22 protein-coding genes and 6 pseudogenes are annotated in these 26986 nt (G+C 68.6%); 12 read left to right on the top strand and 16 right to left on the bottom strand.

From position 1 onward, the window contains the following. Positions 1–733 precede the first annotated feature (733 nt). The gene (locus tag ACFV9M_RS34650; protein WP_385072110.1) at positions 734–1330 is read left to right on the top strand and encodes a S8 family serine peptidase; all 597 of its coding nucleotides are present in this window, start codon (positions 734–736) and stop codon (positions 1328–1330) included. Between the two features lie 111 nt (positions 1331–1441). On the opposite strand, the gene ACFV9M_RS34645 is transcribed toward ACFV9M_RS34650, so the two are convergent. Then, on the bottom strand, positions 1442–1831 hold the full coding sequence (locus ACFV9M_RS34645; protein WP_385072107.1) for a hypothetical protein: 390 nt from the start codon (positions 1829–1831) through the stop codon (positions 1442–1444). Between the two features lie 70 nt (positions 1832–1901). Between ACFV9M_RS34645 and ACFV9M_RS34640 the strand changes: the two are divergent. Further along, a pseudogene (locus tag ACFV9M_RS34640) lies at positions 1902–2816 on the top strand (IS982 family transposase). Positions 2817–3061: 245 nt separating this feature from the next. Here ACFV9M_RS34640 and ACFV9M_RS34635 read toward each other — a convergent pair. The 4 genes and pseudogenes from ACFV9M_RS34635 to ACFV9M_RS34620 all read right to left on the bottom strand — a co-directional run. Then, entirely contained in the window at positions 3062–4480 is a 1419-nt protein-coding gene (locus ACFV9M_RS34635; protein ID WP_385072104.1) for an erythromycin esterase family protein, read from the bottom strand. A 278-nt stretch (positions 4481–4758) separates the two neighbouring features. After that, positions 4759–5001: a relaxase domain-containing protein gene (locus tag ACFV9M_RS34630; protein ID WP_385072191.1), complete on the bottom strand. Its 243-nt coding sequence runs from the start codon at positions 4999–5001 to the stop codon at positions 4759–4761. Further along, complete coding sequence (locus ACFV9M_RS34625; RefSeq protein WP_385072194.1) at positions 4889–5140, bottom strand: hypothetical protein; 252 nt, start codon at positions 5138–5140, stop codon at positions 4889–4891. The genes ACFV9M_RS34630 and ACFV9M_RS34625 overlap by 113 nt, the downstream gene beginning before the upstream one ends. Before the next feature lie 10 nt (positions 5141–5150). Further along, a pseudogene (locus ACFV9M_RS34620) lies at positions 5151–5308 on the bottom strand (AraC family transcriptional regulator); the annotation flags it as partial. 30 nt (positions 5309–5338) lie between these two features. On the opposite strand from ACFV9M_RS34620, the pseudogene ACFV9M_RS34615 reads away from it, so the two are divergent. Continuing rightward, positions 5339–5811 (top strand): annotated as a pseudogene (locus ACFV9M_RS34615) (GNAT family N-acetyltransferase). Positions 5812–6378: 567 nt separating this feature from the next. On the opposite strand, the gene ACFV9M_RS34610 reads toward ACFV9M_RS34615, so the two are convergent. Next, on the bottom strand, positions 6379–7509 hold the full coding sequence (locus ACFV9M_RS34610) for a sulfite oxidase (RefSeq protein ID WP_385072101.1): 1131 nt from the start codon (positions 7507–7509) through the stop codon (positions 6379–6381). Positions 7510–8052: 543 nt separating this feature from the next. Here ACFV9M_RS34610 and ACFV9M_RS34605 point away from each other — a divergent pair. The 6 genes from ACFV9M_RS34605 to ACFV9M_RS34580 all read left to right on the top strand — a co-directional run bounded on the left by ACFV9M_RS34605 (position 8053) and on the right by ACFV9M_RS34580 (position 17447). Then, positions 8053–10911: a peroxidase family protein gene (locus ACFV9M_RS34605; protein ID WP_385072099.1), complete on the top strand. Its 2859-nt coding sequence runs from the start codon at positions 8053–8055 to the stop codon at positions 10909–10911. 13 nt (positions 10912–10924) lie between these two features. After that, on the top strand, positions 10925–12298 hold the full coding sequence (locus tag ACFV9M_RS34600) for a hypothetical protein (protein ID WP_385072096.1): 1374 nt from the start codon (positions 10925–10927) through the stop codon (positions 12296–12298). A 47-nt stretch (positions 12299–12345) separates the two neighbouring features. Beyond that, positions 12346–14055 (top strand): thiamine pyrophosphate-binding protein, encoded by a 1710-nt coding sequence (locus tag ACFV9M_RS34595; protein WP_385072093.1) that lies wholly within the window; start codon positions 12346–12348, stop codon positions 14053–14055. A gap of 471 nt (positions 14056–14526) precedes the next feature. Then, the gene (locus tag ACFV9M_RS34590) at positions 14527–15777 is read left to right on the top strand and encodes an IS256 family transposase (RefSeq protein ID WP_385072090.1); all 1251 of its coding nucleotides are present in this window, start codon (positions 14527–14529) and stop codon (positions 15775–15777) included. A gap of 117 nt (positions 15778–15894) precedes the next feature. Beyond that, positions 15895–16200 (top strand): YybH family protein, encoded by a 306-nt coding sequence (locus ACFV9M_RS34585; protein ID WP_385072188.1) that lies wholly within the window; start codon positions 15895–15897, stop codon positions 16198–16200. A 740-nt stretch (positions 16201–16940) separates the two neighbouring features. Next, positions 16941–17447: a GNAT family N-acetyltransferase gene (locus ACFV9M_RS34580; RefSeq protein ID WP_385072088.1), complete on the top strand. Its 507-nt coding sequence runs from the start codon at positions 16941–16943 to the stop codon at positions 17445–17447. A 13-nt stretch (positions 17448–17460) separates the two neighbouring features. Here ACFV9M_RS34580 and ACFV9M_RS34575 read toward each other — a convergent pair whose 3' ends face one another. Continuing rightward, entirely contained in the window at positions 17461–17988 is a 528-nt protein-coding gene (locus tag ACFV9M_RS34575; RefSeq protein WP_385072085.1) for a transposase, read from the bottom strand. A 327-nt stretch (positions 17989–18315) separates the two neighbouring features. Between ACFV9M_RS34575 and ACFV9M_RS34570 the strand changes: the two genes are divergently transcribed. Beyond that, on the top strand, positions 18316–18837 hold the full coding sequence (locus ACFV9M_RS34570; protein WP_385072082.1) for a DUF6328 family protein: 522 nt from the start codon (positions 18316–18318) through the stop codon (positions 18835–18837). Positions 18838–19205: 368 nt separating this feature from the next. Here the strand turns inward: ACFV9M_RS34570 and ACFV9M_RS34565 are convergent, their stop codons facing one another. Continuing rightward, positions 19206–19673 carry a hypothetical protein gene (locus ACFV9M_RS34565; protein ID WP_385072079.1) on the bottom strand — a complete coding sequence of 156 codons (468 nt, stop codon included), beginning with the start codon at positions 19671–19673 and terminating at the stop codon, positions 19206–19208. Then, positions 19673–20314 carry a hypothetical protein gene (locus tag ACFV9M_RS34560; RefSeq protein ID WP_385072076.1) on the bottom strand — a complete coding sequence of 214 codons (642 nt, stop codon included), beginning with the start codon at positions 20312–20314 and terminating at the stop codon, positions 19673–19675. Before ACFV9M_RS34560 ends, ACFV9M_RS34565 begins: the two co-directional genes overlap by 1 nt. A gap of 318 nt (positions 20315–20632) precedes the next feature. On the opposite strand from ACFV9M_RS34560, the gene ACFV9M_RS34555 reads away from it, so the two are divergent. Both ACFV9M_RS34555 and ACFV9M_RS34550 read left to right on the top strand, forming a co-directional pair. After that, on the top strand, positions 20633–21055 hold the full coding sequence (locus ACFV9M_RS34555; protein ID WP_385072074.1) for a hypothetical protein: 423 nt from the start codon (positions 20633–20635) through the stop codon (positions 21053–21055). 469 nt (positions 21056–21524) lie between these two features. Beyond that, positions 21525–21980 (top strand): annotated as a pseudogene (locus tag ACFV9M_RS34550) (GPP34 family phosphoprotein); the annotation flags it as partial. A 20-nt stretch (positions 21981–22000) separates the two neighbouring features. On the opposite strand, the pseudogene ACFV9M_RS34545 reads toward ACFV9M_RS34550, so the two are convergent. The 7 genes and pseudogenes from ACFV9M_RS34545 to ACFV9M_RS34515 form a co-directional block, all read right to left on the bottom strand. Then, positions 22001–22213, bottom strand: a pseudogene (locus ACFV9M_RS34545) (helix-turn-helix domain-containing protein); the annotation flags it as partial. 13 nt (positions 22214–22226) lie between these two features. After that, the gene (locus tag ACFV9M_RS34540; protein WP_385072072.1) at positions 22227–22688 is read right to left on the bottom strand and encodes a cupin domain-containing protein; all 462 of its coding nucleotides are present in this window, start codon (positions 22686–22688) and stop codon (positions 22227–22229) included. Between the two features lie 33 nt (positions 22689–22721). Then, complete coding sequence (locus tag ACFV9M_RS34535; RefSeq protein WP_385072069.1) at positions 22722–23453, bottom strand: SDR family oxidoreductase; 732 nt, start codon at positions 23451–23453, stop codon at positions 22722–22724. A 268-nt stretch (positions 23454–23721) separates the two neighbouring features. Beyond that, positions 23722–24138 carry a MerR family transcriptional regulator gene (locus ACFV9M_RS34530; protein WP_385072185.1) on the bottom strand — a complete coding sequence of 139 codons (417 nt, stop codon included), beginning with the start codon at positions 24136–24138 and terminating at the stop codon, positions 23722–23724. A 44-nt stretch (positions 24139–24182) separates the two neighbouring features. Next, a complete protein-coding gene (locus tag ACFV9M_RS34525) occupies positions 24183–25349 on the bottom strand; it encodes an MFS transporter (RefSeq protein ID WP_385072183.1) in 1167 nt (388 codons plus the stop codon). Between the two features lie 38 nt (positions 25350–25387). Next, positions 25388–25954: a Chromate resistance protein ChrB gene (locus tag ACFV9M_RS34520; RefSeq protein ID WP_385072066.1), complete on the bottom strand. Its 567-nt coding sequence runs from the start codon at positions 25952–25954 to the stop codon at positions 25388–25390. Between the two features lie 326 nt (positions 25955–26280). After that, positions 26281–26893 (bottom strand): annotated as a pseudogene (locus ACFV9M_RS34515) (IS5 family transposase); the annotation flags it as partial. Between the last annotated feature and the right edge of the window lie 93 nt (positions 26894–26986).

Raw genomic sequence — 26986 nt, 5'->3', positions numbered from 1 at the left:
TGGTGCTCCCCATCTGGATCGAAAGGCTCTCCGTCACCGCTGACCGGACCACTTTTCTTGTGTCACCGGTTGAGGAGGTGATGAAATCATGACAGTCGCGTGCGTCACCAGTCAAGACGGTGACGAGAGTCCCATGGGGCCGCTGTCGCCCTTGTGACATGTCTCCGCTGTGCCACCCGGATCGAGTGACACGTGCCGCACGGCCGTCGGATTCTGTCGCGCAGATGGACGGCACACAGCGCGCCGGGAGAGGCACGGAACCGATGAGACACATACGCCTGCTGGCGACGTTCACCGCCGGCGTCGCACTGGCCGCCACAGCGGTGACCCCGTGCCTCACCGGCCCTCCGGAGGCCTCGGCGCCCGCACCACGGCCGACGGCGGCGCCCCGGAACGCCGTGTCGACCGTGCGTCTGATCACCGGCGACAGCGTGACGGTGACAAACCCGGACGGCACACAGGCGGCCTCGGCACGGCCCGGCCCCGGCCGTGACGGCGTCGTCTTCCACACCTCCGAGCAGGACGGCCACCTCACGGTCCTGCCCTCCGACTCCTCGCCCCCTGGTCTCCCAAGGCTGCCTGAACCGAGCCCTGTTCGACGTCACCGCCCTCGTCGCCCAGGGATACGACGACGGACTGCCCCTGATCACCGGCAACTCCGGCACGGCGAGGGGGTCAAGGTCGCGGTCCTGGACACCGGGGTCGACCGGACCCAACCCCGACCTGGCCGGACGTGTCACCGAGACGGCCAACTTCTCGAACAGCCCACCAGCGAAGACCCGTTCGGGCACGGCACCATGTCGCCTCCATCGTCGGCGGCAGCGGCGCGGCCTCCGACGGCGCCCGCAAGGGCGTCGCACCCGGCGCGGACCTCCTCGTCGGCAAGATCCTCGGCGACGACGGCAGCGGCTCCGAGTCCGCGGTGATCGCGGGCATGGAGTGGGCCGCCGGCCAAGGCGCCAGGGTCGTCAGCATGAGCCTCAGCTCGAACCAGCCCAGCGACGGCTCGGACGCGATGAGCCTGGCCGTCGACGAGTTCTCCCGCACCGCCTCCACGCTGTACGTGATCGCCGCCGGGAACAACGGCCGGGACTGTACGTCCACCGTCGCCTCCCCCGGCGCCGCCGAATCGGCCCTGGCCGTCGGGGCGGTCGACCGTGACGACTCACCGGCCGACTTCTCCAGCCGCGGTCCCTTCAGATGCGGCGCCGGGCCGGTGCCAGACGGAAAGTACGTGACAGCATCGATGGGCGTCCCACCCGCCGGTGGCAGCTCGGCCAGCCAGCGCTCGACGTTGAAGACCGCCCGCGCCAGATGCCCGGCTAGGTGATCAATTCCAAGGGACGCCTGCGGAGGGTGTGGGGTGGGCGGCGGCCGAAGCCACCGCGAGACGGTCAGGCGGCGGGCTGCCGGCCCTGGTTGTCGAGGTGGCAGCGGGCGGTCAGGCGTCAGGGTCGACTTCGGGGTGCGTGAACCGCACGGGCTTGCCCAGCGACCGGGCGTAGGCGATTTCGGCTCGGGTGCTGTCTCCGATGTAGTCGCCGACTACGAGCACGTCATCAGCGAGCCGGATCTTCGCCCGGTGCAGATCGTCGAGTCGAACCTTCAGCGCCTCGGCCTCGACAGGATCGGACCACAGTTCGTGCGGCGACTTCATGTCACAGCCCGGTTTGACGACAATCTTTCCGGCTTTGGTCTCCCGCAGATCGGCCTCGTTCATCTCGGTCATGAAGCGGGTGGAGCCGCAGATCACGACGATACGCGGGAGGCTCAACAGCTTCTTCGCGTCGGCGAGCTTCTCCTCGGGGGTGAGCAGTTGCGGGTATGACACTGGTTCCTCCTGGTGGTGTGGTCCAAGGGGTGCCTGCGGAGACGAGAACGAGGGTGTCCAAGTTCGTTCTGTGACGAACGACGTGGACACCCTCGCGACAGCACTCTATGCGACGACCGACGACATGCTGAAGGAGCATCCCGACCTGGCGCCGTGGCGCCCGCCGGTCGGCATTACGCCCCGCCTGAGCGATGCCGAACTGGTCACCCCTCGCCACGATGCAGGCCATACTCGGCTACACCTCCGAGGCCAGATGGCTCCGCCATGCCCGTACCCACCTGCGCCACCTCTTCCCCTACCTGCCCCAGCAGCCCGGCTACACAAGCGGCTGCGCAAGGCCGCCGCTCTGATACGAAGCGTCAGCCGGATCCTGGCCACCACCACCTCGGTGTGGAGCGACGACGTATGGGTCGTGGACTCCACCCCGGTGGAATGCGACCGCTCCCGCGAGACCGTCAAACGCTCCGACCTGGCAGATTGGGCCGAATACGGCTACTACGCCAACCACAACCGCTTCTTCTGGGGCCTGCGCCTGCACCTGGTCTGCACCCTTCAGGGCCTGCCCATCGCCTTCGCCCTGACCGGGGCCAAGGCCGACGAACGCGAGACCCTCCTTGACCTCCTGGCAGCCGAACGTGAGATTCTGCGAGAGCGCCCCCGACAGACTCTCATCGGCGACAAGAACTACTTCGGCCGTGGTTTCGAACGCGAACTGTCCGAACATGGACTCCAGTTGCTGCGGCCTGCCCGTAAAGGTGAACGGGAACGGCCTGGCGCAGCCCTGTTCAAGCCGCTGCGACAGGTCATCGAATCGATCAACGAGACCTTCAAGGGACAGCTTGGCCTCGAACGGCACCGAGAGCGCACACCCGGCGGTGTCATGGCCCGCGTCATGCAACGTATCCTCGCGCTGACCGCCGCGATCTGGCACAACGACGCCACCGGACAAACCGTCCTACGCTCACTGATCGCCTACGATAACTGACCCCTTGGACCAGATCGTCCAGACCGCTGACCCGGAACTCGGCCAGTGCGCTCGGCTGCTCCCGACGTTCGGCCAACACCGGCGAACGCAGCAGCCGGGACGCGACCTCGGCCGTGTCGAGAAATGCGGAGATCACACCGGCAGGCTAGCGGCCGGCCTGCTGCGTTGCCATCCGCTGTCCGAGATCGCCACGGCGGCCCCATCAGGCTATGCGCGTGATCCGCCGGACAGGCCCTAATCACGAGTCACACCATCCACAACTCTTGACAATGACTCGACTTTCCGTCCCGGGTCGTTGACATGAGATCCGCAGCCGTGACGCGATGGAGGTGTATCAGCACGTCGAACTGGCGCCCGAGCGAGGTTTGGTAGGGGGCCTCCGGCCAGGCGTTCCCGATGGAGCGGGTCAGCCGCTTCGCCATCAGCCAGTCTCGCGCCGGCTCGGGCACGGCCCGCAGATCGACGTAGTAGTCCCGGCGCGAGACTCGCTCCAGCACCTCCTCACTGCTGCCCGCGCCCAGCGGCTTCACGGAGAAGCGACGGTAGGGCTCCTCCGGATCCGTCAGATCCATCGCGTTGAACGAGCCCTGCCCGAAGGTGTAACCGATGTTCACGTACTCGGCCCCGACCGTCTGGCGTATGAACTCCCCCTGGGTCTTCGGGTACTGCTCAGGGTTGTCGGACTCGTAGGAGACATGGCCGTTGTGGGCCGACAACAGCATCCGGTGGCCGGTGTGCCGCTGCCACCACACGGTGTTCTCCGCCATGATCTGGTCGCGGTAGAGCATGGCCCGAGCGATCTTCTCCGGGTCGGAGAAGTCGTAGTACGCGTAGAGGGTGCCGGTCTGGGAGATGGCCCTGGCGTGCTGGACGATCCACTCGTACGCCTGCCGGTCGCCGTCCGGCCCCTGCGCCTGAAGCAGCTCGTAGGCGCGCCACACATCCGCGGCCGTCCGCTCGCGCTCGGCGATGGGCTTGGCCATGTTCTCGGTGACGGTCTCCTCCACGCTCCCCGTCGGCCGGAGCTCGCGGTAAAGGCGGCGGAACTCCGGCAGCAGCTCCGGGTGGTACGCGGACACATAGTCCGTGACCGCGTCGAAGAGCTCAGGTCCCGCGTAGCCGTTGTCCTCACCCATGAACTGCACGGGGCGGTCGGGGTGGCGAACGTTGTAGGCGCGCATCCACCTCAGCAGATTGAGATACTCGCGGGTGTTCCATATCCGGTACGAGCTCTGGAACTCCTCCCGCATGAGCTTCTCCGGGTCGCCCTTCCCGTACAACACGTACTCGTTGAGGACCAGGCCGGTGGACCAGGGCGCCTCCAGCGCGAAGGTGGTGAAGCCCTGCTCCTCGACGAGGTACCGGAAGACGCGGTGCTTCATCGTGAAGAACTGCCGAGAGCTGTGCGTAGCCTCACCCAGGCCGACGATCTTGGCCGAGCCGATCATGCGGCCGAGCGGGCGCAGATCGCTGCCGGGGGCGCCGGCCTCCGTGGAGCGCAGCGGCTCCGCGACGCGCGCCAGTTCGCGCACCGGATCGGTGGTGGTCATCGCGTTCGCGTGCGCCGGCCGGGCGGCGACCGTCAGCGTGCCGACCCCGAGCGTCAGCGCCAGCAGGAGCAGCAGCAACCGATGCAATCGATGTGATCTGTGAAATACAGGCATGGATCAAGGCTGCCGATGGGCGGCAGGGCCCGGGCAGCCTGCCAGCTTCAGTCTTCCTCCTGGGGATAACCACAGGTCCGCTGTAGAGCAGATGTCACTCCGGGACCTGCCGCCTGCCTGCGGCGCCCCCACCCATGACTCGCCCCTCACTGATGCCGTGGGACATGTCACATGGAACGGGACGCGAGACACCCCAGCGGGTGACCGCACCCTCGACAACCGCCACTGGACATGAGATTCGAGGCCGCCTCACTCAGAACAGTGAGACGCATCCAAGCTCAGCGAGACGGGACACCTTGGGCCAGAAGAGGGCCACCGTCAAGGAGAAAGGGACACCGGACATGCGGGCCTACAACCGGCTCACCGTCGTCGTCCAGGCGCTGCACGCGGTTGAGGACCAGGCAGTGGTCATGCAGGAGCGGGAATCCGTCCCGGTTGTCGAAGTGCCGGAACGCCGCGACGACCAAGGTCGGCGTCGCGCAGGTCCCGCTCGTCGGGCGGATCGCCGCCGGCCCGCCCATCGTGGCTGACCAGGAGGTCCAGGCTGTCCTGCCGATGCCGCGTGCGGTAGTCGGCCACGGCGACCTGTTCGCGCTCACGGTCGTCGGACAGAGCGGAGTCCCGCACGACGGCATACAGCTCGGAGCCGTCGTCGATCATGGCCCCGCACGTCGCCGCCCGTCACGGGACCGGGTGTCACCCCGCACACCCGCACCTCGTACGGCATGCTCTCGCGGGTCGTGAAAACCTGCGCGGATTCCCGACATCGAGCGGCTTCGCCCCCTCGAGCACAAGGACGGCGACGCGATGCAGGCAGGACACCGGCACAGGAAGAGGTTACTGGGGCAAGGCCCTGCCATGATTTGTGTCATGCGCACACAGATCACATGGGCCGGGACGACCGACATCCGTCAGGTTCTCGCTGATCACCACCGGTACTGGGGAGACCGCGACCTCAGGTCCCTGCACCTTCCGGCGCTGGTCCAGGAGCTCGGTGAAACCTGTCTGGTCGCCCGAGCCGAGGACGAAATCCACGGATACGTCATCGGGTTCGTCACCCGACCGGCACCGGATACGTACACCTCATCGCTACTCGGGACGACGCGCGCGGCACCGGTCTCGGGCGCCGTCCGCACGCGGCGTTCGCTGACGCCGCTCACCACCACGGCGCGCTGCGACTGAAGGCGATCACGCCACCCGGAAACACGGGCTCGATCGCATTCCATCGCCGCCTCGGCTTCGACGCGAAGACCGTCGACGACTACAACGGTCCGGGCCAAGCCATGGTCGTCTTCGATCGCGTTCTGCCGTTCGACGCAGCGCAGCCCTGAGTGACCGGCCGTCCCCTCGCCGGCAATCGCTCCTCGGGCCCTGAGCTCTGAGTTCTGGCAGCACCGGTGGTGGCATAGGGGTGCTCTCCGGGATGAGGGTGCGATGGCGTCGGCGAAGTCCGGGTTCGCTCTGGACACGGCGACGCCCGGGCGGGAATTTCCTGTCCGGGTTTCGAGGCAGGCTCGGCGTCGGATGGTGCTGGCGCCGATGGGCGTGGTGCTCGCGTTCCTGCGCGAGAAGCTCGACGGCAGCGCGGGAGACGCCCGTGTGCTGTTCGGTGCCACGACCGGGGGAAGCCCCGGCGGGAGAGGGAGGGAACCGAGTCGGCCGCTTGGCCGGGCCGACGTGCCCGGCTCCTTCTGACGGCGTCGGGATACTGCCGTCGTGGCCGCTACTCAGCAGCGCGCCCGCATCCCGGCGGAGTATCTCGTTTCCTGCCGCCGGGCAGCCGGCCGATCGCCGGCAGGAGATCCCCGCTGGGATCCGCCGTCGACCGGCGTCCTGGACCTGGACTGGGCACCGGTCGTGCTTACGGATGATCGGGGCTGCACAGCCAGGCTGTGCGGTCATGCGCTGTCAGCGGGGTCGGGGCAGAGCACCGGCACCTGCTGGACGAGGTTGCCGGCGAACCCGCCTCGGTTCCAGGGCTGTTCCAGTGGCTGGGTGCTCCCCGCCGCGTCGCGGGCACGGGTGCTCAGGACATGGTCGCCGGGTGCGGCGGACCACAGGAAGGTCCACCGGCGCCAGGCCCATCGGTGTCTGTGATCCGGTTCCAGCTCGGCCGGGTTCCACGTCGCGCCGCCGTCCGTGCTCACGTCCACCGACGTCACCGGGGCGCGCCCCGACCAGGCCCGTCCTTCCAGGAGGACCGGGCCGGGCGCGACCACCCGCGTCCTGGACATGAAGTCGGGGAAGCCCGGCGGGATCAGCAGCGCCCGGGGAGCGATGCGGGTGACCGGCTCGCCCGCCTCCTCGGGTACCTGCCTGATCCGGTAGGCCACGGATTGCTGGAAGCCGGTGAACGGTGTGTCGACGACCGTGATGTCCCGCAGCCACTTCACCTGGGCCATCCCGTACCAGCCGGGCACCACCAGGCGCAGCGGACTGCCGTGCTGGGGCGGCAGGGGTTCGCCGTTCATCGCGTAGGCCACCAGGACCGTCGGCTCGTCGCCGCCGGCGACGTCGAGGGGAAGACTGCGCTGGTAGTCCTGTTCGACACCGCGCTCCACGCCGTGGTCGGCCCCCGTGAACACGACGTCGACCACGCCGGATGCGACCCCGGCTTCGTCGAGGAGCAGCCGCAGCGGCACGCCCGTCCATTCGGCCGTGCCGACGGCTTCGACCAGCCACGGCTGGCTCACCGGCCTCGGCCTCAGCAAGGCCCTGCCGTTGCCCGCGCACTCCATCGTCACGCGCGTGGTGACCGCGGGGTAGGTGCGCAGCTGCGACGGTGAGAGGCTGAGCGCGCGCCGTACGCGACCGTTCACTGTCAGCCGCCAGGCGGACGTGTCCGGCACGTGGGGGATGTCGTAGTGCGTCAGGAGGTAGTGAAGGCCTGGCGGGGTGACGTCGTAGCGCATGGCCTCCAGGGGCATGCCATGGTTCCGGGCGGCAAGCGCCAGCTCGTCCTGCCCCAGGCCCTCGCCGGGTGTGGCCAAACGCGCGGGAGCGCTCACGTCGCCGAGTCGACGCCCCATGTGGTGATTGTCCCCTGCCCGTGCCGTCCCTGCATCGGCAGCCGGCAGAGTCGTGCCCCGCCGCGAGGCCCGGGTCATCACCGGCCGGCCGGGGCCACGACGGCCGAATGCGCGCAGTGCCGCGTCCGCCCCAGCAGGGGCCGGTCGCAGGAGCGGGAGGTGCAAAGGCGTCTCCGGCTGTCCGAGACACAAGGAACCCTCCCCGGCACCCGCGCGATGTGCTGGGAGCCGGCGACCAACGCGTTCGAAGCGTGGGGATCGCGAGGAAAGACCCGCACCGTGGGCTTTCACACCGATGACAGCCGGGGACCGGGGCGCCGCTCAGCCGGCTGCGCGTCGGCCGGGGCGAGCGCGGTGCCGGCGCGCGGGGTTACGCCACCGGCCGGAGGCATCTCGGGCGACGCCGACGACTTCGTCCACGAAGGCCGCTTCGCCGAGCAAGGAGCAGGCCGACCGCCGACCACTGACCGCCGACCCGGTCGGCATCCTCCGTATGCCCTGCTCCACGCGACAGCGCCTCCGGCGTCCGTGAGTGTTTCAGGCATGCGTGATAACCAGCAGTACGAGCGGTACGTCGGTGGCACTCCGGAGGCCGAGCGCCTGATCTTCGAGCGGCTCGCACGCGACCTGCTGCGAGTGCAGCTCAAGTCGATGAAGCGCAGCGGCTCGGCCACCCTTCAGCGGACCTTTCACGCCAAGTCGGTCCTTGGTGTGGAGAACGCCGGACTGAGGTTCCGCGACGATCTTCCCGCAGAGTTGCGCACGGGTTTCGCCAGGCCTGGAGCGGAGTATCCGGTCACGGTCCGGCTGTCCAACGCCGGCGGCGTCCGTCAGCCCGACCACGCGCCCGACCTGCGGGGTGCGGCGCTGCGCGTCGAAGTCGGTCCCGACGAGATCCACGATCTGCTGATGACGAACTTCCCGGTCTCCCATGCGCGCAACGCGCGTGAGTTCGTCGTGTTCGCGAAGGCCATGGCAGGTGCGGACTCCCGGCTCCGCAAGGCGTTCGCGTTCTTCGTCAAGCTGCCCCTGGCCGTCGGCTGGTCCACGGCCACGCGCATGCGGCGCAACGTGTCCACGGCAGCCCGGCGTCCGGTCCGCAGCCTGGCACTGGAGACGTACTGGAGCCGTGGCGCGATCCTGTGGGGCGACGCCGGACCGGTGCGGTACCAGCTGCGCCCCGCCGCCGGAGCCCCCGCGGCCCCGGATCCGTCCCGCACGGACCCCGACTACCTGCGGCGTGAGCTCGCGCGCCGGCTGCATCAGGCGGACGTCGTCTTCGACGTGTGCGTGCAGCGCTACGCGGACGGCAGGCGCACGCCCATCGAGGACGGCGCCGCCGAGTGGAAGGAGGAGGACGCCCCCGTCCTGCCGGTGGCGACCCTGACGATCCCGCGCCAGGACGTGGACACCGCCGTGGCGCGTGCCGTTGCCTCACGGATCGACCAGCTGGCGTTCAATCCGTGGAACACCACCGACGCCTTCCGGCCCCTGGGCAACCTCAACCGGGCACGCAAGGTCGCCTACGAGGCCAGCAGCGCTCACCGGCTGGGCCACCGCTTCGTCACCCTCGAACCGCGGCGCAACACATTGCTCGGAGTCCCGCTGCGGGCCTTCTTCCGCGCCGTCAACCGCTTCGTCCCGTGGCACCGGCTGCCCACCCGGCCCGGCCTGCTCAACCTCATGGCGTTCCGGCAGACGCTTCGACGCCACAACCTCATCGACACCGATCTCCACGAGGCCCCACCCGCGGCCCGGCCCGCACCGGTTGCGATCGACGAGGACCTGCGGACCCGGCGCAGCTACGACGGTTCCTGGAACGACCTCTCGGCACCTGCGATGGGCGCCGTCGGCGCCACCTTCGGCCGCAACATGCCGCCGGTCCATCGACCGGACCTGTTCGACACGCCCAACCCGGTCACCGTCAGCAGGCAGCTGCTGCACCGCGACGGGTTCATTCCAGCGACGTCGCTGAACGTCATCGCCGCCGCGTGGATCCAGTTCCAGGTGCACGACTGGGTCGACCATCAGCGTCACCCCGTCGGCGAGAAGTCGGTGGAGGTGCCGCTGCCCCCCGGCATGACCTGGCGCAACACCCCCGGCGGAGCGCCGGAGAAGGTGATGCGCTTCGCCGAGAACAAGGCCCTGTACCAGCCCGGCGGGCAGCCGCCGACGTTCGCAAGCGCCGTCTCGCACTGGTGGGACGGCTCGGAGATCTACGGCAGCACCGAGTCGGTCGCGAAGTCCCTGCGTGAGCCCGACGGCCGCGCCGAACTGCGGCTGGAGGAGGGACACCTCCCGCTCGGCAACGGCCTCCCGGTCACGGGCTTCCGCGACAGCTGGTGGCTCGGCCTCAGCGCGATGACAACGCTGTTCGCCCGCGAGCACAACGCCGTCTGCCGGGCACTGCGTGACGAGTACCCGCACATGGACGAGGACCGCATCCACCACACGGCACGACTTGTCGTCGCCGCGCTGATCGCCAAGATCCACACAGTCGAGTGGACACCGGCGATCCTCGCCACCAAGGCGATCGACATCGCCCTGAAGACCAACTGGCAGGGCCCGCCCAAGACCTGGCTCGACCAACTGGGCACATGGCTCTTCGAGGCGCACGACCTCGGCGGGATTCCCCGCACCCTGCCCGATCACCACGGTGCGCCCTACTCCCTCACGGAGGAGTTCACCACCGTCTACCGGCTGCACCCGCTCGTCCCGGACGACTTCGAGATCGTCGACCACCGGTTCGGCCACCGGCTCGACACCCTGGCGTTCAACGGTCTTCAGGGTGCCGCCGCGGAGCCACTCATCCGCAAGACCGGTCTGGCGGACACGCTCTACTCCTTGGGCATCGCCCATCCCGGGGCGATCACCCTGAACAACTTCCCCCGCGCCCTCCAAGCGTTCGAGCGCGACGGAGAGGTGATCGACCTGTCGGTGGTCGACCTGGTGCGCACCCGGCGCCGCGGCGTCCCGCGCTACAACGACTTCCTGACAGGCCTGCACAAGCCGCGCATCCGGCGGTTCGAAGACCTCTCCCACGACCCGGAGACGGTCGCCCGCCTGAAGGACGTGTACCGCTCCGTCGACGACATCGACACCATGGTGGGACTCTTCGCCGAGAATCCCCCCACTGGTTTCGGATTCAGCGACACCGCCTTCCGCGTCTTCATCCTGATGGCCAGCCGTCGGCTGCAGAGCGACCGCTTCCTCACCGTCGACTTCAGGCCCGAGGTCTACACACCGCTGGGCATCGACTGGATCGAACGGGGCGGCATGACGAGCGTCATCCAGCGGCACTGCCCCGAGCTGGCGAGCCTCCTCCCGCGTACGGCCAGCGCCTTCGCGCCCTGGCGCGCTGTCCAGCCCGTGCGCAACCACGGCGACGCGGACCACGACTGATCGGGAGAAGGACATGTCGGTACAGCAGAGAGCCGGGCACGCCGGCCTCGAAGACCTCCTGGCCCGGCCGCTCTGGGAGACCGTCTTCGAACGACGCACCCACCGAGTCAGCAAGGGCGCGTCCGTCCCCGCCCGGTCGATGAGCTACGACTCCCCCCACCGGCCGCAGCCCCTGGGAGAGCTGGAAGAGGCTGTGCTCATCGCCCTCACCGGCTGCTCCGGACTCAGCATGCCCGACCGGCCCTTCGAGGACCCGCGCGATCACACGCCCATCATGGCCAAGCCGAACCTCAACATGGTGGGGCGTACGGCAGGCAGCCCCGACAACGCGCAGGCCACCCACTTCTTCATGATCAACGACAGTGGGACGTACTACCTGAGAAAGCTGCCCCCCTCTCCCCGGTCGGGATTCGACCCCGACACGCTGATCGAGCGGGCCGGCCAGGCGAAGGTACGGGTATTGGACCACCGCCTGGACGTCTCCGAGGGCATGCGCGACTTTCCCGCCTACCTCGACTCCAACCGCTTCCTGTCCAACCTCCAGGGCACCACGGTCTTCCTGCCGGTCGTCGACCTCTCCCACCAGTACATCAACGCGCTGATGTACCTGCTGACCCAGCCCGAGGGAGCCCGGCCCACGTTCGTCGACGACCGCAACTTCTACCGCCCGGCCGGGGTGCGGAAGTGGGTGCGCAACGGTTTCCTCAACCCCGACCTCAAGCTGCCGCTCGGCGCTCTGGGGCCGATGCGCACCCAGGTGGAAGCCGATCTGCTGCTGCAGAACATGATGCTGGTCGCGGACGCCATGGGCCTCGGCGCCTGGATCCACGCGTCGATCAACCCTCAGATCATGCTGGGCGACCCGAAGTTCTCCCGCGCCTACGGACGCATGCTGGGCTTCGACTTCGTCACCCCGCGCTTCCGGCCCGCCGACATCCTGCGCTGGCAGGTGCCGCTGCCGAAGTACGCGACCCTGCGCGCCCACCCGGTGGGACTGCGGGCCGGCGGCGAACACCTCATCAAAGGCGCCTGTCCCCCCAACTACCCGTCGATGGAGGCCGCCGTCGACGCGGTGGTGCAGAGCAAGTTCGGCAAGGGCGGCATCTACGAGGACAAGGAGGTCTTCAGCCGCATCTACAAGGACGGGTACGCACCCCGTTACCTCGAAGAGGCAGGCGAGTACGACCAACGAGTGATCGACTGCGCGCGGGACGTCTGCGTGTACGTCCACGCCACCCACGGGCGCTTCCCGGCACACACCGACGCCATCCACGTACCCGGCATCTGGCTGCAGACGCACCACCTGGAATCCGAGTACTACGAGCGGTTCTTCCGCAGCGGCCTGACCGACGCCCACCGCGGCCACGCCGCGCGATGGGACCGGTAGCCCCCCTCCCCCCGCGAACCCCGCAAGCACACACCGAAGGAAGCGCCATGCAGGTCTACGAAGCCATCGTCAAAGGGCTGGAAGGTATCGGCGTGCGGGCCGCCTTCGGCGGCGCCGGGGAGAACGCCGCCGGCCTGATGCTGGCCCTGAAGCATTCCGGGCAGATCCGGCCGATCATCACGCGACACGAGCAGGCCGCGTCCTTCATGGCCTGTGGCTACGCCATGTACACCAACCGGCTGGGATTCTGCTTCGCGACCGCCGGCCCCGGTGCGTTCAACCTGTTCTCCGGGCTGGCCGTGGCGATGTCCGACTCCTACCCGGTCCTCGCCGTCTCCGGATACGCGTCGCGGACATGGCAGGGATGGGGATCGCTCAACGAGACCTCGGGCCTCAACCGCACGCCCGACTCCCAGGCGATGTTCGCGGCCACCACCAAGAAGTCCTTCCTGCTCACCGACATCGACGACACGTGCGACGTCCTCGAGGAAGCGGTCAACATCGCCTTCGAGGGCAGACCCGGTCCCGTGCACATCCATGTCCCCGAGGACCTCACCCACCACGGTGTCGAGGTCACGAACTTCCGGCCCGTCCGGCTCGACGTCGCACCGGTCCTGCCCGATCCGGAGCGCGTGGAGGAGATCGCGTCGGCGCTGGCCGACGCCCTGGCGGAACGGAAACGGATCGTGGCCCTCGTCGGCTTCGGCGCGGTCCGCAGCGGAGCGGGACCGCAGGTCAAGCGATTGATCGAGCGGTTCCAGATCCCTTTGCTCACCACGCTGGACGGCAAGGGCATCGTGTCCGAGGGGCACCCGCTCGCCGTGGGCGTCTTCGCGGACAGCGGCCACTCCAGTGCCTGGAAGGCGTTCCGCGAGGCCGACATCGTGCTGTGCATCGGGAACTCCCTCAACCAGCACGCGACGTTCAACTACCGCGAAGACCTCTTCAAGGACAAGCTGCTCATCCACGTGAACATCTCCGAGACGGAGTTCCGCAAGGCGTACCGGCCCGACCACGAGCTCCTCGGCGACGCCCGCCCGGCGGTGGAGGCCCTGGTCGACGCGCTGGAGAGGAAGGTGGTCGGCGACGTGCCGGCGGCCGACGTCGACGGCCGGGACTACGAGGCCCGGCACATCACCCACCTGACCGGGAAGATCCACCCGGGCCGGCTCGCGCAGACGATCGGCCGGATGCTGCCGCCGGACGCCGTCCTGCTCGCGGACGCGGGCGCCCACCTGGCCTGGCTCGGCTACTACGTGGAGCTGGAGGAGGGACAGAACTTCCGCAAGGCCGGTTCCTTCGGGCCGATGGCCGGGCACGTCAACGGGGCCATCGGCCTGAAGGTCGCGCATCCGGAACGGACCGTCGTCGTCGGCTGCGGCGACGGGTGCTACTCGCTGTCCGGTTTCGAGCTGATGACCGCCGTCGAGAACGACATCCCCGTCATCTGGGTCATCTTCGACGACGAGGAGTTCAAGCTGATCAAACTCTTCCAGCTCGTGACCTACCGGGAGAGCGCCCTGGTCGAGTTCCGGAACCCCGACTTCGCGGCGTACGCGCGTGCGTGCGGCGCCGACGGCTACCGCGTGGAGACGCTCGACGAGTTCGAGGAAGCGTTCCGCGCGGCTCTCGCCTCCGGCCGGCCCACCATCATCGATGCGAAGATCACCCGCTGGGCGGTCCCCCACTACAGCCCCTCACCCGACGGCGTGATCGACGCCCTCGTGGAAGCTGTCGAGAAACGCTTCCGCGACTGATCGACCGGATCCCCAAAACGGCGGCCGGCCGCCCCGGCCGACGAGCCGCGGCCGGGGCGGCCGCCGTCCGTCCTGCTCGACCAGGCCGAGCGTTGTCACCGAGGGCCGGCGATCAGTAGGTTCGGGCCACTGAAGGCAGAGCGAAGGGTTGCCTGGATGCGTGGGGCTGATGGGCCGCGGTCCCGTGCGGTATCACCGGGGCATGCGGTATCCACAGGGTGGCGGGCTGACCGCCGAACGTCATTGGTTCCGCGAGGAGTTACGCCTGAGGGCGGCTGAGAGGTTCGCGCCCGGGGCGAGGCGAGCTCGCTGATCGCCAAAGACCTGCGCGTCAAAGAGACCGGGAGCAATGCTCAGGACTTGTGGATCAGCTCCTCTGGAGGACGCGCGAAGGGCGTACCTTCCCGAGTGAGTGATCGTCAAGTCACCGAGTAGGCCCGCGCTGCGAACGCGGGTCGGGAAGGCACGCCCGTGCTCAGCGTAGTCAATGAAGACGGCACCACCGAGGTTTCCCTGATCGACGAGATCGTCCGTGAGGGTGCTCGGCGGATGCTGGCCGCCGCTCTGGAGGCGGAGGTGGACCAGTACATAGCCGAACTCGCCGGGCAGCGTGACGAGGCCGGTCGCCGACTGGTGGTCCGCAACGGCCGGCACCGGCCGCGGACCGTGACCACGGCTGCCGGGCCGGTCGAGGTGGCCGTTCCGCGCGTGAACGACAAGCGGGTCGACGAGGCGACGGGTGAACGTCAGCGGTTCTCCTCGAAGATCCTGGCGCCGTGGTGCCGGAAGTCCCCGAAGATCAGCGAGGTACTGCCACTGCTCTATCTCCACGGCCTGTCGTCGGGCGACTTCGTGCCCGCGATGGAACAGTTCCTGGGCTCCCCGGCCGGGCTGTCGCCGGCCACCGTGACCCGGCTGACGCAGCAGTGGACCGCCGACCACGCCGAGTTCCAGCGCCGTGACCTGGCCGGATCCGACTACGTCTACGTCTGGGCCGACGGCGTCCATCCCAAGATCCGCTTGTCCCAGACGCACTCCTGCCTCCTGGTCCTGATGGGCGTCCGCGTCGACGGCACCAAGGAACTCATCGCGATCACCGAGGGTATGCGCGAGTCCACCGAGTCCTGGGCGGACCTGTTGCGCGACTGTCGGCGGCGCGGGATGCGCGACCCGATGCTCGTGGTCGGCGACGGTGCGATGGGCCTGTGGAGGGCGCTGGCGGAGGTGTTTCCGCAGGCCAGGCACCAGAGGTGCTGGGTTCACAAAACAAGGAACGTCTCGAACGCGCTGCCGAAGTCCGCGCAGCCCGGCGCGAAGAAGGCTCTGCAGGAGATCTACAACGCCGAGGACCGGGCGCACGCCGAGAAGGCGGTCACCGCGTTCGAGAAGGCGTACGGGGCGAAGTTCCCCAAGGCCGTCAAGAAGATCACCGGCGAGGTCGACGAGCTGCTGGCGTTCTACGCCTTCCCCGCCGAGCACTGGGTCCATCTCAGGACGACGAATCCGATCGAGTCGACCTTCTCCACCGTGAAGCTTCGGACCAAGGTCACCCGCGGCGCCGGCAGCCCCGCCGCGGCCCTCGCGATGGTCTTCAAACTCGTTGAGTCCGCCCAGGCCCGCTGGCGAGCGGTCACCGCACCACACCTCGTCGCCCTCGTCCGAGCCGGTGCCACGTTCGAAAACGGTGTCCTCGTCGAGCGGGAGCAGGCCACGGCGGCCTGACAGCCCCTGTCACTTGTCGCACCGCAAAAGGGAGAAAGGGACCAGCCCATGTCCGAACTCACTGCCCCGCCCACCGAGTTCATCCGCTCCTAGGAGCAGGCCAGCAACAGCCACGACATCACCCAGCTCGTCCCGCTGATCGCTCTCGATGCCGTCTACTGGTTCTCCGACGGATCGCATCGCGGCCGCGAAGCCGTCCTCGCCGCCATCGCCAAGACCTTCGCCACCATCCACGACGAGATCTACCAGATCGACGACCTGGAGTGGATCGCCCACAGCGATGACCACGCGGTATGCCGCTACCGGTTCACCTGGACCGGAACCGTCGACGGCCAGCCGCGGTCAGGAAGCGGCCGCGGCACCAACGTGCTCATCAACAACGCCGGAACCTGGCAGATGCTCCACGAACACCTCAGCGCATAACCAGGCGGCAGCACCGATCCACAGGAATTGACAATTACTCAAAGACCGGAGACGCTGACCCGACCGTCAGTGCCCTGGTGTGCCTCACGGGCACACAGCCGTAATCACGTGCGCGCCCCGCAGTTCCTGGCCTCATCCTCCTCGGCGGCGCGGCGCGGCGATGGCGTCGACCACGGCCTGGAGCGCGCTCGCCCGCCAGGTGACCAGCAGTGTCGCCGGGCCTACTGGGCCGGTGCATAGGTGACGGTGGTCATGGGGCAGTCCTCGGCGAGTCCGAGGAGGGCCTGGCGCTCAGCGTCGTCGGCGGCGAGGTCCCAGTGCAGTTTCGTGCCGACCCAGGTCGCGGCGTAGGCGTAGTGGCAGGAGCCGTCCGAGGGCAGCCACTCGGCCGGGCCTTCGTCGCTCTTGGAGCGGTTGAAAGCGGCAGTGGCGGCGATCAGCGTGTCCGGGCTGTGCTGGTCGTTCGCATACGCCTCGCGCTGGGCGGCGCCCCACGGGGTTCGCTCGGAGTCGTAGAACTCGACGAGCGGAACGAAGTGGTCGACGTCGAGGCGTGGCTTCGTTCATCCTCAAAAGTCACTGACACTGATCTTGTCGCTTGCTAGGAAGCGGCTCCCGAAGTCACCTCGAAACGACTCCCGAAGAAGGGCTCTGGTCCACTTCTTGTGGTGTGCGCAACGCTGAGTGATGTCGCGGCGACTACCTAAGCTCGGTAGGCGGCGAGATCTATGCTCGGACACATGATCGAGACTGAGCGGCTACTCCTGCGACCTCTGCATGTGTCCGACGTCGACGTTTTCGTCGAGCTCCATGCCGACCCGCAGGTCAACCGCTTCGTCGGGTCCTACTCGCGTCAACAAGCACTGGAACGCCTCACTTCGATCGAGCGGCAGTGGGCTGATCGAGGCCACGGCCTGTGCGCGATCGAACTGAAGTCGAGTGGAGAGTTCATCGGTCGAAGCGGTCTGCAGTACTGGGAACAGTTCGACGAGGTGGAACTGGGGTGGACCCTTCGAGCAGATCACTGGGGGCACGGCTATGCGACCGAGGCCGCTCAAGCATGTCTGGACTGGGGCTTTGCCACCCTCGACGACGACTACTTCACGGCTCTCATGCGGCCGGGCAACGAGGCATCAGTGAGGGTTGCCGAGCGCCTGGGATTCACGCCGCGTCGAGAGGACCATCTGCAGGGCCGCCCAGTCACGGTCTATGCCGTGGACCGTCCGACTACCCTGCCCGCTTGCTGATGTTCCACATGAGTCACGACAGCAGAACTCTCTTCCTCAACAGGGCGAAGCCGGCGCGGCCGAACATCTGACGCTTGAGCATCTTGATCCGATTTACGTGGCCTTCGACGACACCGGAGTTCCAGGGCAGTGTGAGGCCAGCGGTGACGGCATCGAGGTCGCGTTCGAGGTGCTGGGCGAAGCTCCGGAGGCTGGGCAGATCCGTAGTCGAGGTGGCCGCTTCGATCCAGGCCGACAGCTGGTCGCCCTGGAGGTGAGCGACCATGTGCCCGAAGGAGCGCACGTGCTTGGAGAGTTCCGTCAGTTCGGGGCAGTTGACCAGGACGGCTTTGAGCTGGAGCCGGTCGCCTTCGGGCAGAGCGTCGGGGTGGGTGAGGATCCAGCGCGTGACGGCGCGGGCCGACGGCGGGCGGGGGCCGACCGGCTGGGGCTTGCCGCGAAGAGTCCTGCTGACGTAGTCGGTCACCTCGACCGATTCCACCAACACGCCCTCGGCCGAGGAGAACAGCAGCTCGTCCAACTGCGGCAGCACTTCGTTCACGGCGAAGGACTGTCGACCACACCACCATCCAGCCGAGCGATTTTAGGGCGAACTCAACCGCCATCACGCGAAGATCAACAGTCACCCTGCGTACGCGACCACATGAAGTGGACCAGAGCCCGAAGAAGCCGACACAGCCAGACCCGCACCTCGCCGCTCAGGATGTCCTGCCGGGCCTCGTCAGTCATGTTTCTGAGCTTGATTCGCAGCTCAGAAGCGGAAGGGAATTCACGAAAGGGTGGGGCTCGTATCGACTGGAACCGGCTATTCTTCGAAATCGTGGGAAGTACCGGTACAGGGGGATCTCCGGCGAGGAAGTGATCCCTGGTGAGGAAGTCCGAAGGCCCCTGGGACGCCACCCGCGATCTTCTCGGCCATCGGCGGGGTCGTGACGAGAGCGCCGAAGAGCGCGCGGACCGCATGTGGGCCGACCTCCTGCAAGAGTTGCGCGTGGCCCAGACCGGGGTGCAGATCCTTCTCGGTGTCTTGATCATCGCCGCGTTCCAGCCTGCTTTCACCGACCTCGGCGGCACCGACCTCGCCCTCTACGTCGCCGCGGTCGCCCTGGGGGCGGCCGCCGCCGGGGCCCTCATCGGCCCGGTGTCCCTACACCGGATCGTCGCCGGCCACCGCATAAAGCCTCAGGCCGTGACCCTCGCCGCCCGGATGGCCAAGACCGGCCTGGCGTTGCTCGCCGTGACTACCGTCCTGGCCCTGCTCCTGTTGCTGCGGGTGGCTGTCGACGACACGCTCGCCGCCTGGCTGACCGCTGCCATCAGCGCCTGGCTGATCACGGTCTGGCTCGTTCTCCCGGCCTGGGCCCGGCACCACTACACCAGCCGCACCTAAGCCCGGGCCTGCGACTGGTAGCCCCGCATGTTCAGCAGTCGCGTATTCGCCGTAGCGTCGGTCGATCGTCCCCCTGTGCCGGTGCTCTGCGGCATGATGACCGGCGTGAACCCCGAGCCTCAAGGACGTCGAGGGATGGGTCGTCACCGGGCATCACAACGACGTTCTTACCTATGTCGGCCCTGATGAGCCTCAGCCTCAGGATCAGACGGAGATCGCTGTCGGGCTGTTCGGACGTTCCAAGCGCCACCGGGACGGCACCGAGCTCCACGTCGTCCACGTTGAGGACAGACGAGGTTCAGCGGACCCAGCCTGAGTACCGCGCTTCATCGCTGGTGGTCGCCGGGGGCGTATCGGCGTGGTGGGTGTCACCCGAGGTTGAGCAGTCGTGCTGCGGCTTCGGCGGTCTCCTCGGGGCGGGTGTTGAACCCGATGGCGCTGTGTGGTGCGGACCGGTGAACGGCGTTGATCACGGCTTCGAAGAACAGGAAATTCTTGGGCGGCAGGCGGATATCGGCGCCGATAACCACGCAATCGTTGCCAGATCGGTTCTCACGTTCACTGAGGATTTTTGTGACGGCTCTGATGCCCATATATGCCCCGGCAGCAACGCCACGGACCTTTTTCAGCAGGTAGCTGTGGAGCGCGTCGGCGGGATCGGGGCCATGGGACGGTGCGCGGTGCTCCCGGGTGCCCGGACCGTGGTCGGATACCAGCCGCATCATGATCTTTTGCTGCCAGATGATCAGTCCCGTCCCCGGGCCACCGCTGTCCCATGGTGCGCGGGCGACACGGGCAAGCCAGACCGAAGGCATTTTTCCGGACTGATCGGTCATCATTCCCGATGGTGGGGACCGCCCGTTCCGGGACTCGGCAGATGACAGGGGCTGCTACGGCTACCGGCCTGGCAGCCCACTGCTTGCCGACGTCGGGAGGCGTGCCGGAAGACGGTCGCCGGGCCGATGACGTGCGGGCCGAACTTGTCGCGGACGCGGTCGACGGCCGCTTCGGCGACCAGTCGCGCCTCGCGGGCGTCGTCGAGGCTGATCTGCTGGGCGACCTGGCCGGCGCCCATGAGGTCCTCGGCCTTCGGGGTGATCCGTGTGAGGCGGCCGCGCTGCAGGCCGACGGCGTCCATCAGCTGGTGCGCCAGGATGTGCAAGGTCTCGTCGTACGCGGACGGCTCCTTCAGGCGGCGGGTCTTCTCCCAGCTGCCGGTGCCGGCGAAGTCCACCGTCAGTGTCAGCACGCGGGCCGCCTGGCCGCGCCGGCGCAGCAGCAGGGCGAGCTGGACCACGAGCTCGAGGAGAGCGGCGCGGACGCCGGCGCCGTCCAGGACGTACCGGCCGAAGGTGTGCCGGACGGTTGCGGTGGCGGGCAGGGCGCGGGGGACGACGGGGCGGGGGTCGATGCCGTGGGCCCGGTCGGCGGCCTGGCGGCCGGCGCGGTGGCTGTCCGAGACGATGCCGACTTCCACGATCCCGACCGGGCTTCGCTGCCAGTCTGCGGTAATCAGTTCACCTGCGGCGATGCCACCCTTCTTCACTCCGCGAGAACACCTCCGGTCCCGGACACGATCACAGGTGCGGGCCAGGAACCTGCTGGTGCACAGTGCTGGGCGGAGGCGCATTCTGGTTGTGGGAGGTTCTGGTCTGAGGTCTGTTACGAGGACAAGGCGCTGCACCTCACCAGGGCTGGGTCTGCGGACCAGCGTCGGCGACGCGAGCCAGGCACCCGAGAGATACGCACCGAAGGCCGCCGACAGACAACGGTTATCTCGACCAGGGAGCAGGTCATGCCATCCCTGCACTTCCACGTGAACTCCTCGATGAGCCCAGAGGAGGTGATGGGTGTGCTGACGAACTTCAGCCCCTCTCGTGTCGAGGAGTGGTCATCCATCGATGCCGAGCACTTCCAGGTCCACGAGCGGGGCGATACCTGGGCGGAGGTGACCGAGGGGAACGACAAGTCGTGGGAGCGTGCACGCTACGAATGGGACCCCGCGACGAACAGGGTCACCGTCACCACTCGTGACTCGGTTCCCTTCGGCTCGGGGGGCTGGCAGTTCCAGATGACTCCCACGGACAACGGCACCCGCGTCGACGTCAGACTCGAACGGCACCCCACCTCGTTCAAGTCAAAGATAATGTCCTCGATCATTCCCTTCGCCGGGCCGGTGTTCCGCAAGTCCTTCAAGGAACCCCTGCACACCACGTAGTCGCGCCACTCATGCACAAGGCCACGTCAGCAAGAGGCGCAGGTGCCGCGTCCGACAGCGGGAGGAGCTGAGACCAGGCGACGCCTGCCTGCCGAACCCCAACCGCACGACCGGACGGCCGCATTCGCCAGGTGTGGCGAAGCCGAGCCCTCGAATCCCCTGCCCAGCATGCAGTCGACCAGCGCGGCACCACCTGGGCATGCACCTCGGACGCTGAGGTTGACCTGCCGAGACGGATTCCGTCGGGGGCGAGCCGGGTGATATGGCATTGGGCCGAGCGCCACCACGACGTCGCCTTGGGCGACGCGAACCTCGCCGGCAGAAACGCCCGCCGCCCTGCGAGAGGGCTTCGGCCGCGCGGCCGGGGCGATACTGATCGTGACAGTCGCCCCGCCGCCGGGCTGCCTCGGACGCGTGCGTGGTCGGCGGGGGACGCACCGTTTGTCGATGTCTCCGAGAGGAGCCGTTCATGACCACGGCGAAAGACCTGTTCATCATCGCCATGGACCTGAAGCATTCCGTGGGACAGGGTGACCTGTCCCTCGCGCTCGCGGGAGCCGAGCTGATCGATCTCATCGGTGCGGGGGCGGTCGCCGTGGACGGCGACCGCATCGTGCCGGGCGGACCGCCGCCGCTGGATGACCGATTCCTGGGCGAGGCCGCGGCAGGCCTCACCCGGCAGGCGCCCTACGAGCGGATCGAGGACTGGCTGTGGCGCCGGGGCCGAGACCTCTCGGCCGCGTACCAGGCCGCCCTGGAGGAGAACGGTGAGCTGAAGCCGCAGCGAAGCGGCCGGTTGTCCTTCGGCTCGGAACGCGTGGAACCGGTCGATACGTTCGCGCGCCGCCACGCAGCCGACCGCTGGAAAGAGAAGGAACCCGTCCTGACCGCCCTCGCCTCGGTCGTGGGCATCGACGACGAGCGAGGCAAGGCGGTTCAGACCGCAAGGCGGTTCAGACCGTGGCGGGTCAGGATCCGGTGGACGGTGGAGGCGGGCAGCCCCAGGACCGGGCCGATGCGGGCCGGGCCGAGTTTGCGGGCCTGCCGCACTCGGCAGACCTGGGCCTCCAGGGTCGCCGGAGCGCGGTGTGGTGTCGTGCCGGAGCGGCTGGAGCGGTCGGCGAGGCCGGCCTCGCCCTCAGCCCGCCAGCGGCGCACCATCAGTGGCGGATCAGGCGCCTGGACGGGGAGCTCGCAGGTGCTGACGCTCTGCCAGCTCTTCGTCGTCGACCAGGGTGAGCATGGGCTGACCCGGCGCACACATCATGGTGACGAGGAAGCGGCTCCAAGAGTCCGTCCGGTTGTTCCCGTCCTGGTAGTGGATGACATCGCCGCCCGGCTCCCAGAACGTCTCCCCGACCTTGATCACACGCTCAGGCTCGCCTTCCAGCTCGAAGAGCATCTCCCCCTCCAGCATGCAGCCGAAAGCGGGTCCCGAGTGCCGGTGCGGAGGGGTGCCGGGGTCGCCGGGAGGGAACTCGATGAGCACCGTCATCGCCTCTGCCCCCTCCGGAACGGACGGCGGTCTCACCGACTGCAGCACAGTGAGCGCCGTCTTCCATGCTTCCGAGCGCGGTTGGCTCTCAGTCTGGCTCTCAGTACTGTCTGCTGCCGGCTCGTCGTTCGTCGACATGGTGAGGCCTCCTCCAGTGGTGGGCCGGTTGGCTCAGGAGAGCCAGTCGCTGTAATGAGTGGGGGCGATGCGGGCGTCACCCTTGGCGATCAGAGCATCGCCCTGAACGGCGGCGAACATGCCGGCGGTGTCGTCGGTGACGACCGTGCGGCCGTCGGGATGGGTACTGAGGGTGATGCGGCCGAGTTCGTCGAGGGGGAGGACGTCGGGCCCGGCGATGTCGAGGGTGCCGTTCAAAGGGGCGCCGACAGCGACTTCGGCGACCGTGTCGGAGACGTCCTGGGCGGCGATCAGCTGGAGCGGGGTGGTGGGCAGGCGGACGGTGTCGCCCTCGGTCGTCCAGGACAGGATGGCGTCCATGAACTCCATGAACTGGGTGGCGCGGACGATCGAGTAGGGGACCGGCCCGGCCTTGAGAATGTCTTCCTGCAGGACCTTGGCTCGGTAGTAGTCGAGGCCGGGTACCTGGTCCGCGCCGACGATCGAGAGAATGACGACGTGGCCCACCCCGCCCTTATGGGCGGCGGCCAGAAGGTTGTCCATCGAGGTCTGGAAGAAAGCCGGTGAGGCGTCGTCGAAGGTCGGAGAATTCGTCAGGTTGACGAGGACGTCGGCGTCGGCCACCGCCTCCGCCAGGCCCTGCCCTGTGATCACGTCGACACCTGTGGACTGCGAGTGCGGCACGGCCTCGTGCCCGTCCGCCTTGAGCTTTTTCACGACCTTCGACCCGATCAGGCCGGTACCACCGACGACTGCGAATGTCATGGGCCACCTCTCGTCGCACACCGATAGGTCATGCGTCCAGCTTGCGCGGTCACCGTGCCGCTGGCACTCCCAGAGGGATTCGAACACGATTCGGGCTGCATCCAGCACACCTGCTCCCGTTCCTTCCCCGGCTTCCGACTGAGCCCGAAACACCGGGAGCCTCGACGGCACCTTCAAGGTCCACGCCCTGCCTACGACCCCGGCCGCGCCGCCTCCTGGCCGGCGGACTGCGCGCCTGTACACACTGCCGGCCCGAGGCCCGCCTGGACTACGGCACCCGGGTCAGCGGGCCAGGGTGACCTCGATACTCCGGGTCGCAGCCGCCGGGCCGGTCTGGCAGCATGTCGAGTTGCTCCAGCGCCTGGTGCAGGGTGGCGATGAACGCCGGCAGCTCGGCGGCGCGAGCCTGGGCGTCCGCGATTCTCGCGGTGGTCCGCGGCCGCAGATCGGCTTTCACCTCCGTGCACGCGCCGGGCTCCCACACCGCCAGCAGCTCCGCAACCTCCTCCAGCGGCAGCCCGAGGTGCTTGGCCGCGCCGATGAACGCGAGGCGTTCGACGGCGTCCTCGTCGTGCAGGCGGTAGCCGGCGGGTGACCGGTCGGCGGGCAGAAGCCCGGCGCTCTCGTAGAACCGCAGCGTGGTGGCCGGAACGCCGGAGCGTTCGGCCAGCTGGGAGATCCGCATGGTGCTCACCTCACCGAGGGTGCACCTTCGACCCGACTTGAAGGTCAAGACGATGGCTTCAGCCGCCCGCCCGGGGCGTGTGGCGGGCCCTGGCGACGTGCCAGGGCGAGCAGCGGACCGACCGCCAGCAGGGCGGCGAGGGCCGCGTAGCCGGTGGTGAGTGTCGAGACGGTGGCGACACCAGCGACGAGCAGGGGGCCGCCGGCGTCGCCGAGTTCGCGGCCGAGTTCGGCTGATCCCATGGTCTGGCCCATGCGCTCCTCGGGGGTGGAGGCGGCCAGGGCGGCGAAGCCGAGCGGGGTGATCAGCCCGGTGCCGGTTCCGATGAGAGCGGCGGCGAGCAGGACGCCGGCCAGGCCGGGCAGCATGGCGGCTGCGAGGCCGGCGGCGGTGATGAGCAGTCCGCTGAGCAGCCCGGTTCGGGTGGTCAGGCGTCCGGCGTCCAGGGCGCGGCCGGCCTTCGGCTGGACGACGGCGGCTGTGGCGGCGAGGACGGAGACGGCAGCGCCGGTGGCGACCGTGCCGAGTCCGGCCGCGGCTCCGGAGACAGGCAGGAAGCCCACGCCGACGGAGAGCGCGGCGGTGGCGGCGGCGAGAGCAGCGGTGGGTGCGAGGAAGGAGCGGTCGGCCAGGCGGCGCGCGAGGTCGGCGACGGTCTGCCGCTTGCGGGGCAGCGGTGGCACGGCGGGTACGGCGAGAGCGGCCCACAGGGCGACGGCGGCCGCGCACAGGGCCATGACCGTGAACAGCAGGCGCAGGCCGCCGGCCCAGACCAGGAGCCCGCCGAGGAGCGGGCCGAGGGTGTAGCCGATGGACTTGTAGAAGCCGTAAGAGCCAAAGGCGCGCCCGCGCTTGGCGGCCGGGTTGAGGCGAGCGACCATCGCGGAGGCCGAGGGGGAGAAGGCGGAGGCGGCGGCGCCCTGGCCGAGGCGGGCGGCCCACAGCCAGCCGGGGCTGTCGGCAATCGCGTACAGCGCGGAGGCACCGGCGAAAGCGATGAGGCCACCGAGGAGCACCGGCTTGCCGCCGACACGGTCGGCGAGCGAGCCGAAGACGGGTTTCAGGAGGACCTCGGCGCCGTCGTAGAGGGCGAGCAGGCCGCCCAGGACGAGCAGGGAGGTGACAGCGTCCTTGGAGAGGCCGCCGAGGTTGGCGGCGATGCCGTGGGCTCCGAAGGCGGTCGTGAACCCTGCCGCGTACAGGGGCCGCATGGCCCGTCTCGGGGTGGCCGGGGCTATGGGCTCGGCGGTCACGACGGCTCCTCGTCGGTGGTGTGCAGCGCGTCGAAGACGCGCTCGGAGTAGTCCTCGCAGACGGCGGCACACTGCTTGAGCCGGCGGCCGGCCTCGGCTGCCTCGGGGGCGCCGAATACGTCCCGGGCGGTCAGGTCGCGGTGCCAGCGGCGCAGCCGCTCCAGGCTCTGCTCCTCTTCCTCCAGCTCGGCCAGGGTGAACTTGGCGATCCGGATCTCCTTGGCGATCTCCTCTTCGAACTTGGCGCAGTCGGCAAGGAACTCCGCCCAGTCCGCGGAGCGGGCGGCGGTGAACATCTCCCGGAAGCGGACCGCGTCCTGGTCGGAGCGGCCGGACGCCTGGAGCGTCACGCCCTGGCCGCCGGCACTGTCGGTGAGCTCGAGGGCGCGCCGGACCCCGTCGGCGAAGACCGGCACCTCCGGCACCGCCCAGATGCCCTGTCCCAAGGAGAGGGCGCCGATCTTGCGCAGCTCCCGCCACACCGCCACACGGTGCCGGGACGGGTCGGCGGGCAGCTTGATCACCAGGATCAGCCACCGGAAAGCCTGCTCTTCATTCGTCACGGCAAAAAATGTAGCAGGCGTTACATCCCGCCCGAGTTTGCACGGTTAAGTTGGCGTCGCAGCAGCGCGCGGCCTTCATCCACCGGCGTTTCTGCTGAATGAGGCGTGCAGTTGACGTTCCACCGTGTCGCGCAGCTCGGGAGTCAAGATCACGGGCCCGCTCCGCACAGTCGTACTGCCCAGCGGATAGGGGCCGAAGACTCACAGGCGCCGGAATCCGTCGCCGCTCAACTACGCCTCCTGACGTGCCGTCTTCGTGGTTCTGGCCCTCTTCGGCCTGCTCCTGCTACTGGCAGTCTGGCGCTGGGTGTCGGGATCACTGCCGGCCGAGCGACGTCACCCCGGCGGAGTCCCCTCCGCATTCCGCACCGCCCAGGGTCACGCCGGGCGATCTCGACGTCGATGCCCAGGCGGGCGCCGTGGTCGATGGCCTTGGTGCGGTAGCCGGTGTCGGCCCAGGCCTTCGTGACGCGAGGGTGGGCGGCGGCGATGTTCGAGAGCAGTCGGATGCCGCCGACGTTGTCGGAGACGCTGGCCGCGGTGACCCAGACGGCCAGAAGCGAGGGTGTCAACGCCGATGTGGCGCTCGAGGCCGGCGATCTTCTTGCCCGCGTCGATGCCCTGGCCATCTGCCGGAACGTTGGCGGAGGTCTTGACGCCTTGTGCGTCGAGCACCCAGGCACTCGGTTTGGCATCCCGGCCATCCGCCTCTCTCACGAGCCGGCGGAGGAGGCCGTTGAGCTGGTCGAACACGCCGCCTCTCTGCCAGGCGGCGAAGTACCCGTAGACCGTCTCCCACGGCGCGAAGTCGTGCGGCAGATATCGCCAGGGGATCCCCGTGCGGTCGACATGGAGGACCGCGTCCATGATCTGGCGCAGGTTATGCCCCGGTGGCCGCCCGATGTCCAGGCCCTTACCTCTCCGCTCGGCCCGCCAAGACTCTGTTGCTGAATTGCCTGCAGGGGTGCGGGGTGGCCCGGCATGATCGTTGGTGCGGTCGTTCTGTCTGCCCCGGCCGTAGGGGGTTGGTGC

Origin of the sequence: Streptomyces sp. NPDC059895 (assembly GCF_042731035.1) — a bacterium.
In the GTDB taxonomy this organism is placed as follows: Bacteria; Actinomycetota; Actinomycetes; order Streptomycetales; family Streptomycetaceae; genus Streptomyces.
This window is presented reverse-complemented; position numbering and strand designations above follow the sequence as displayed.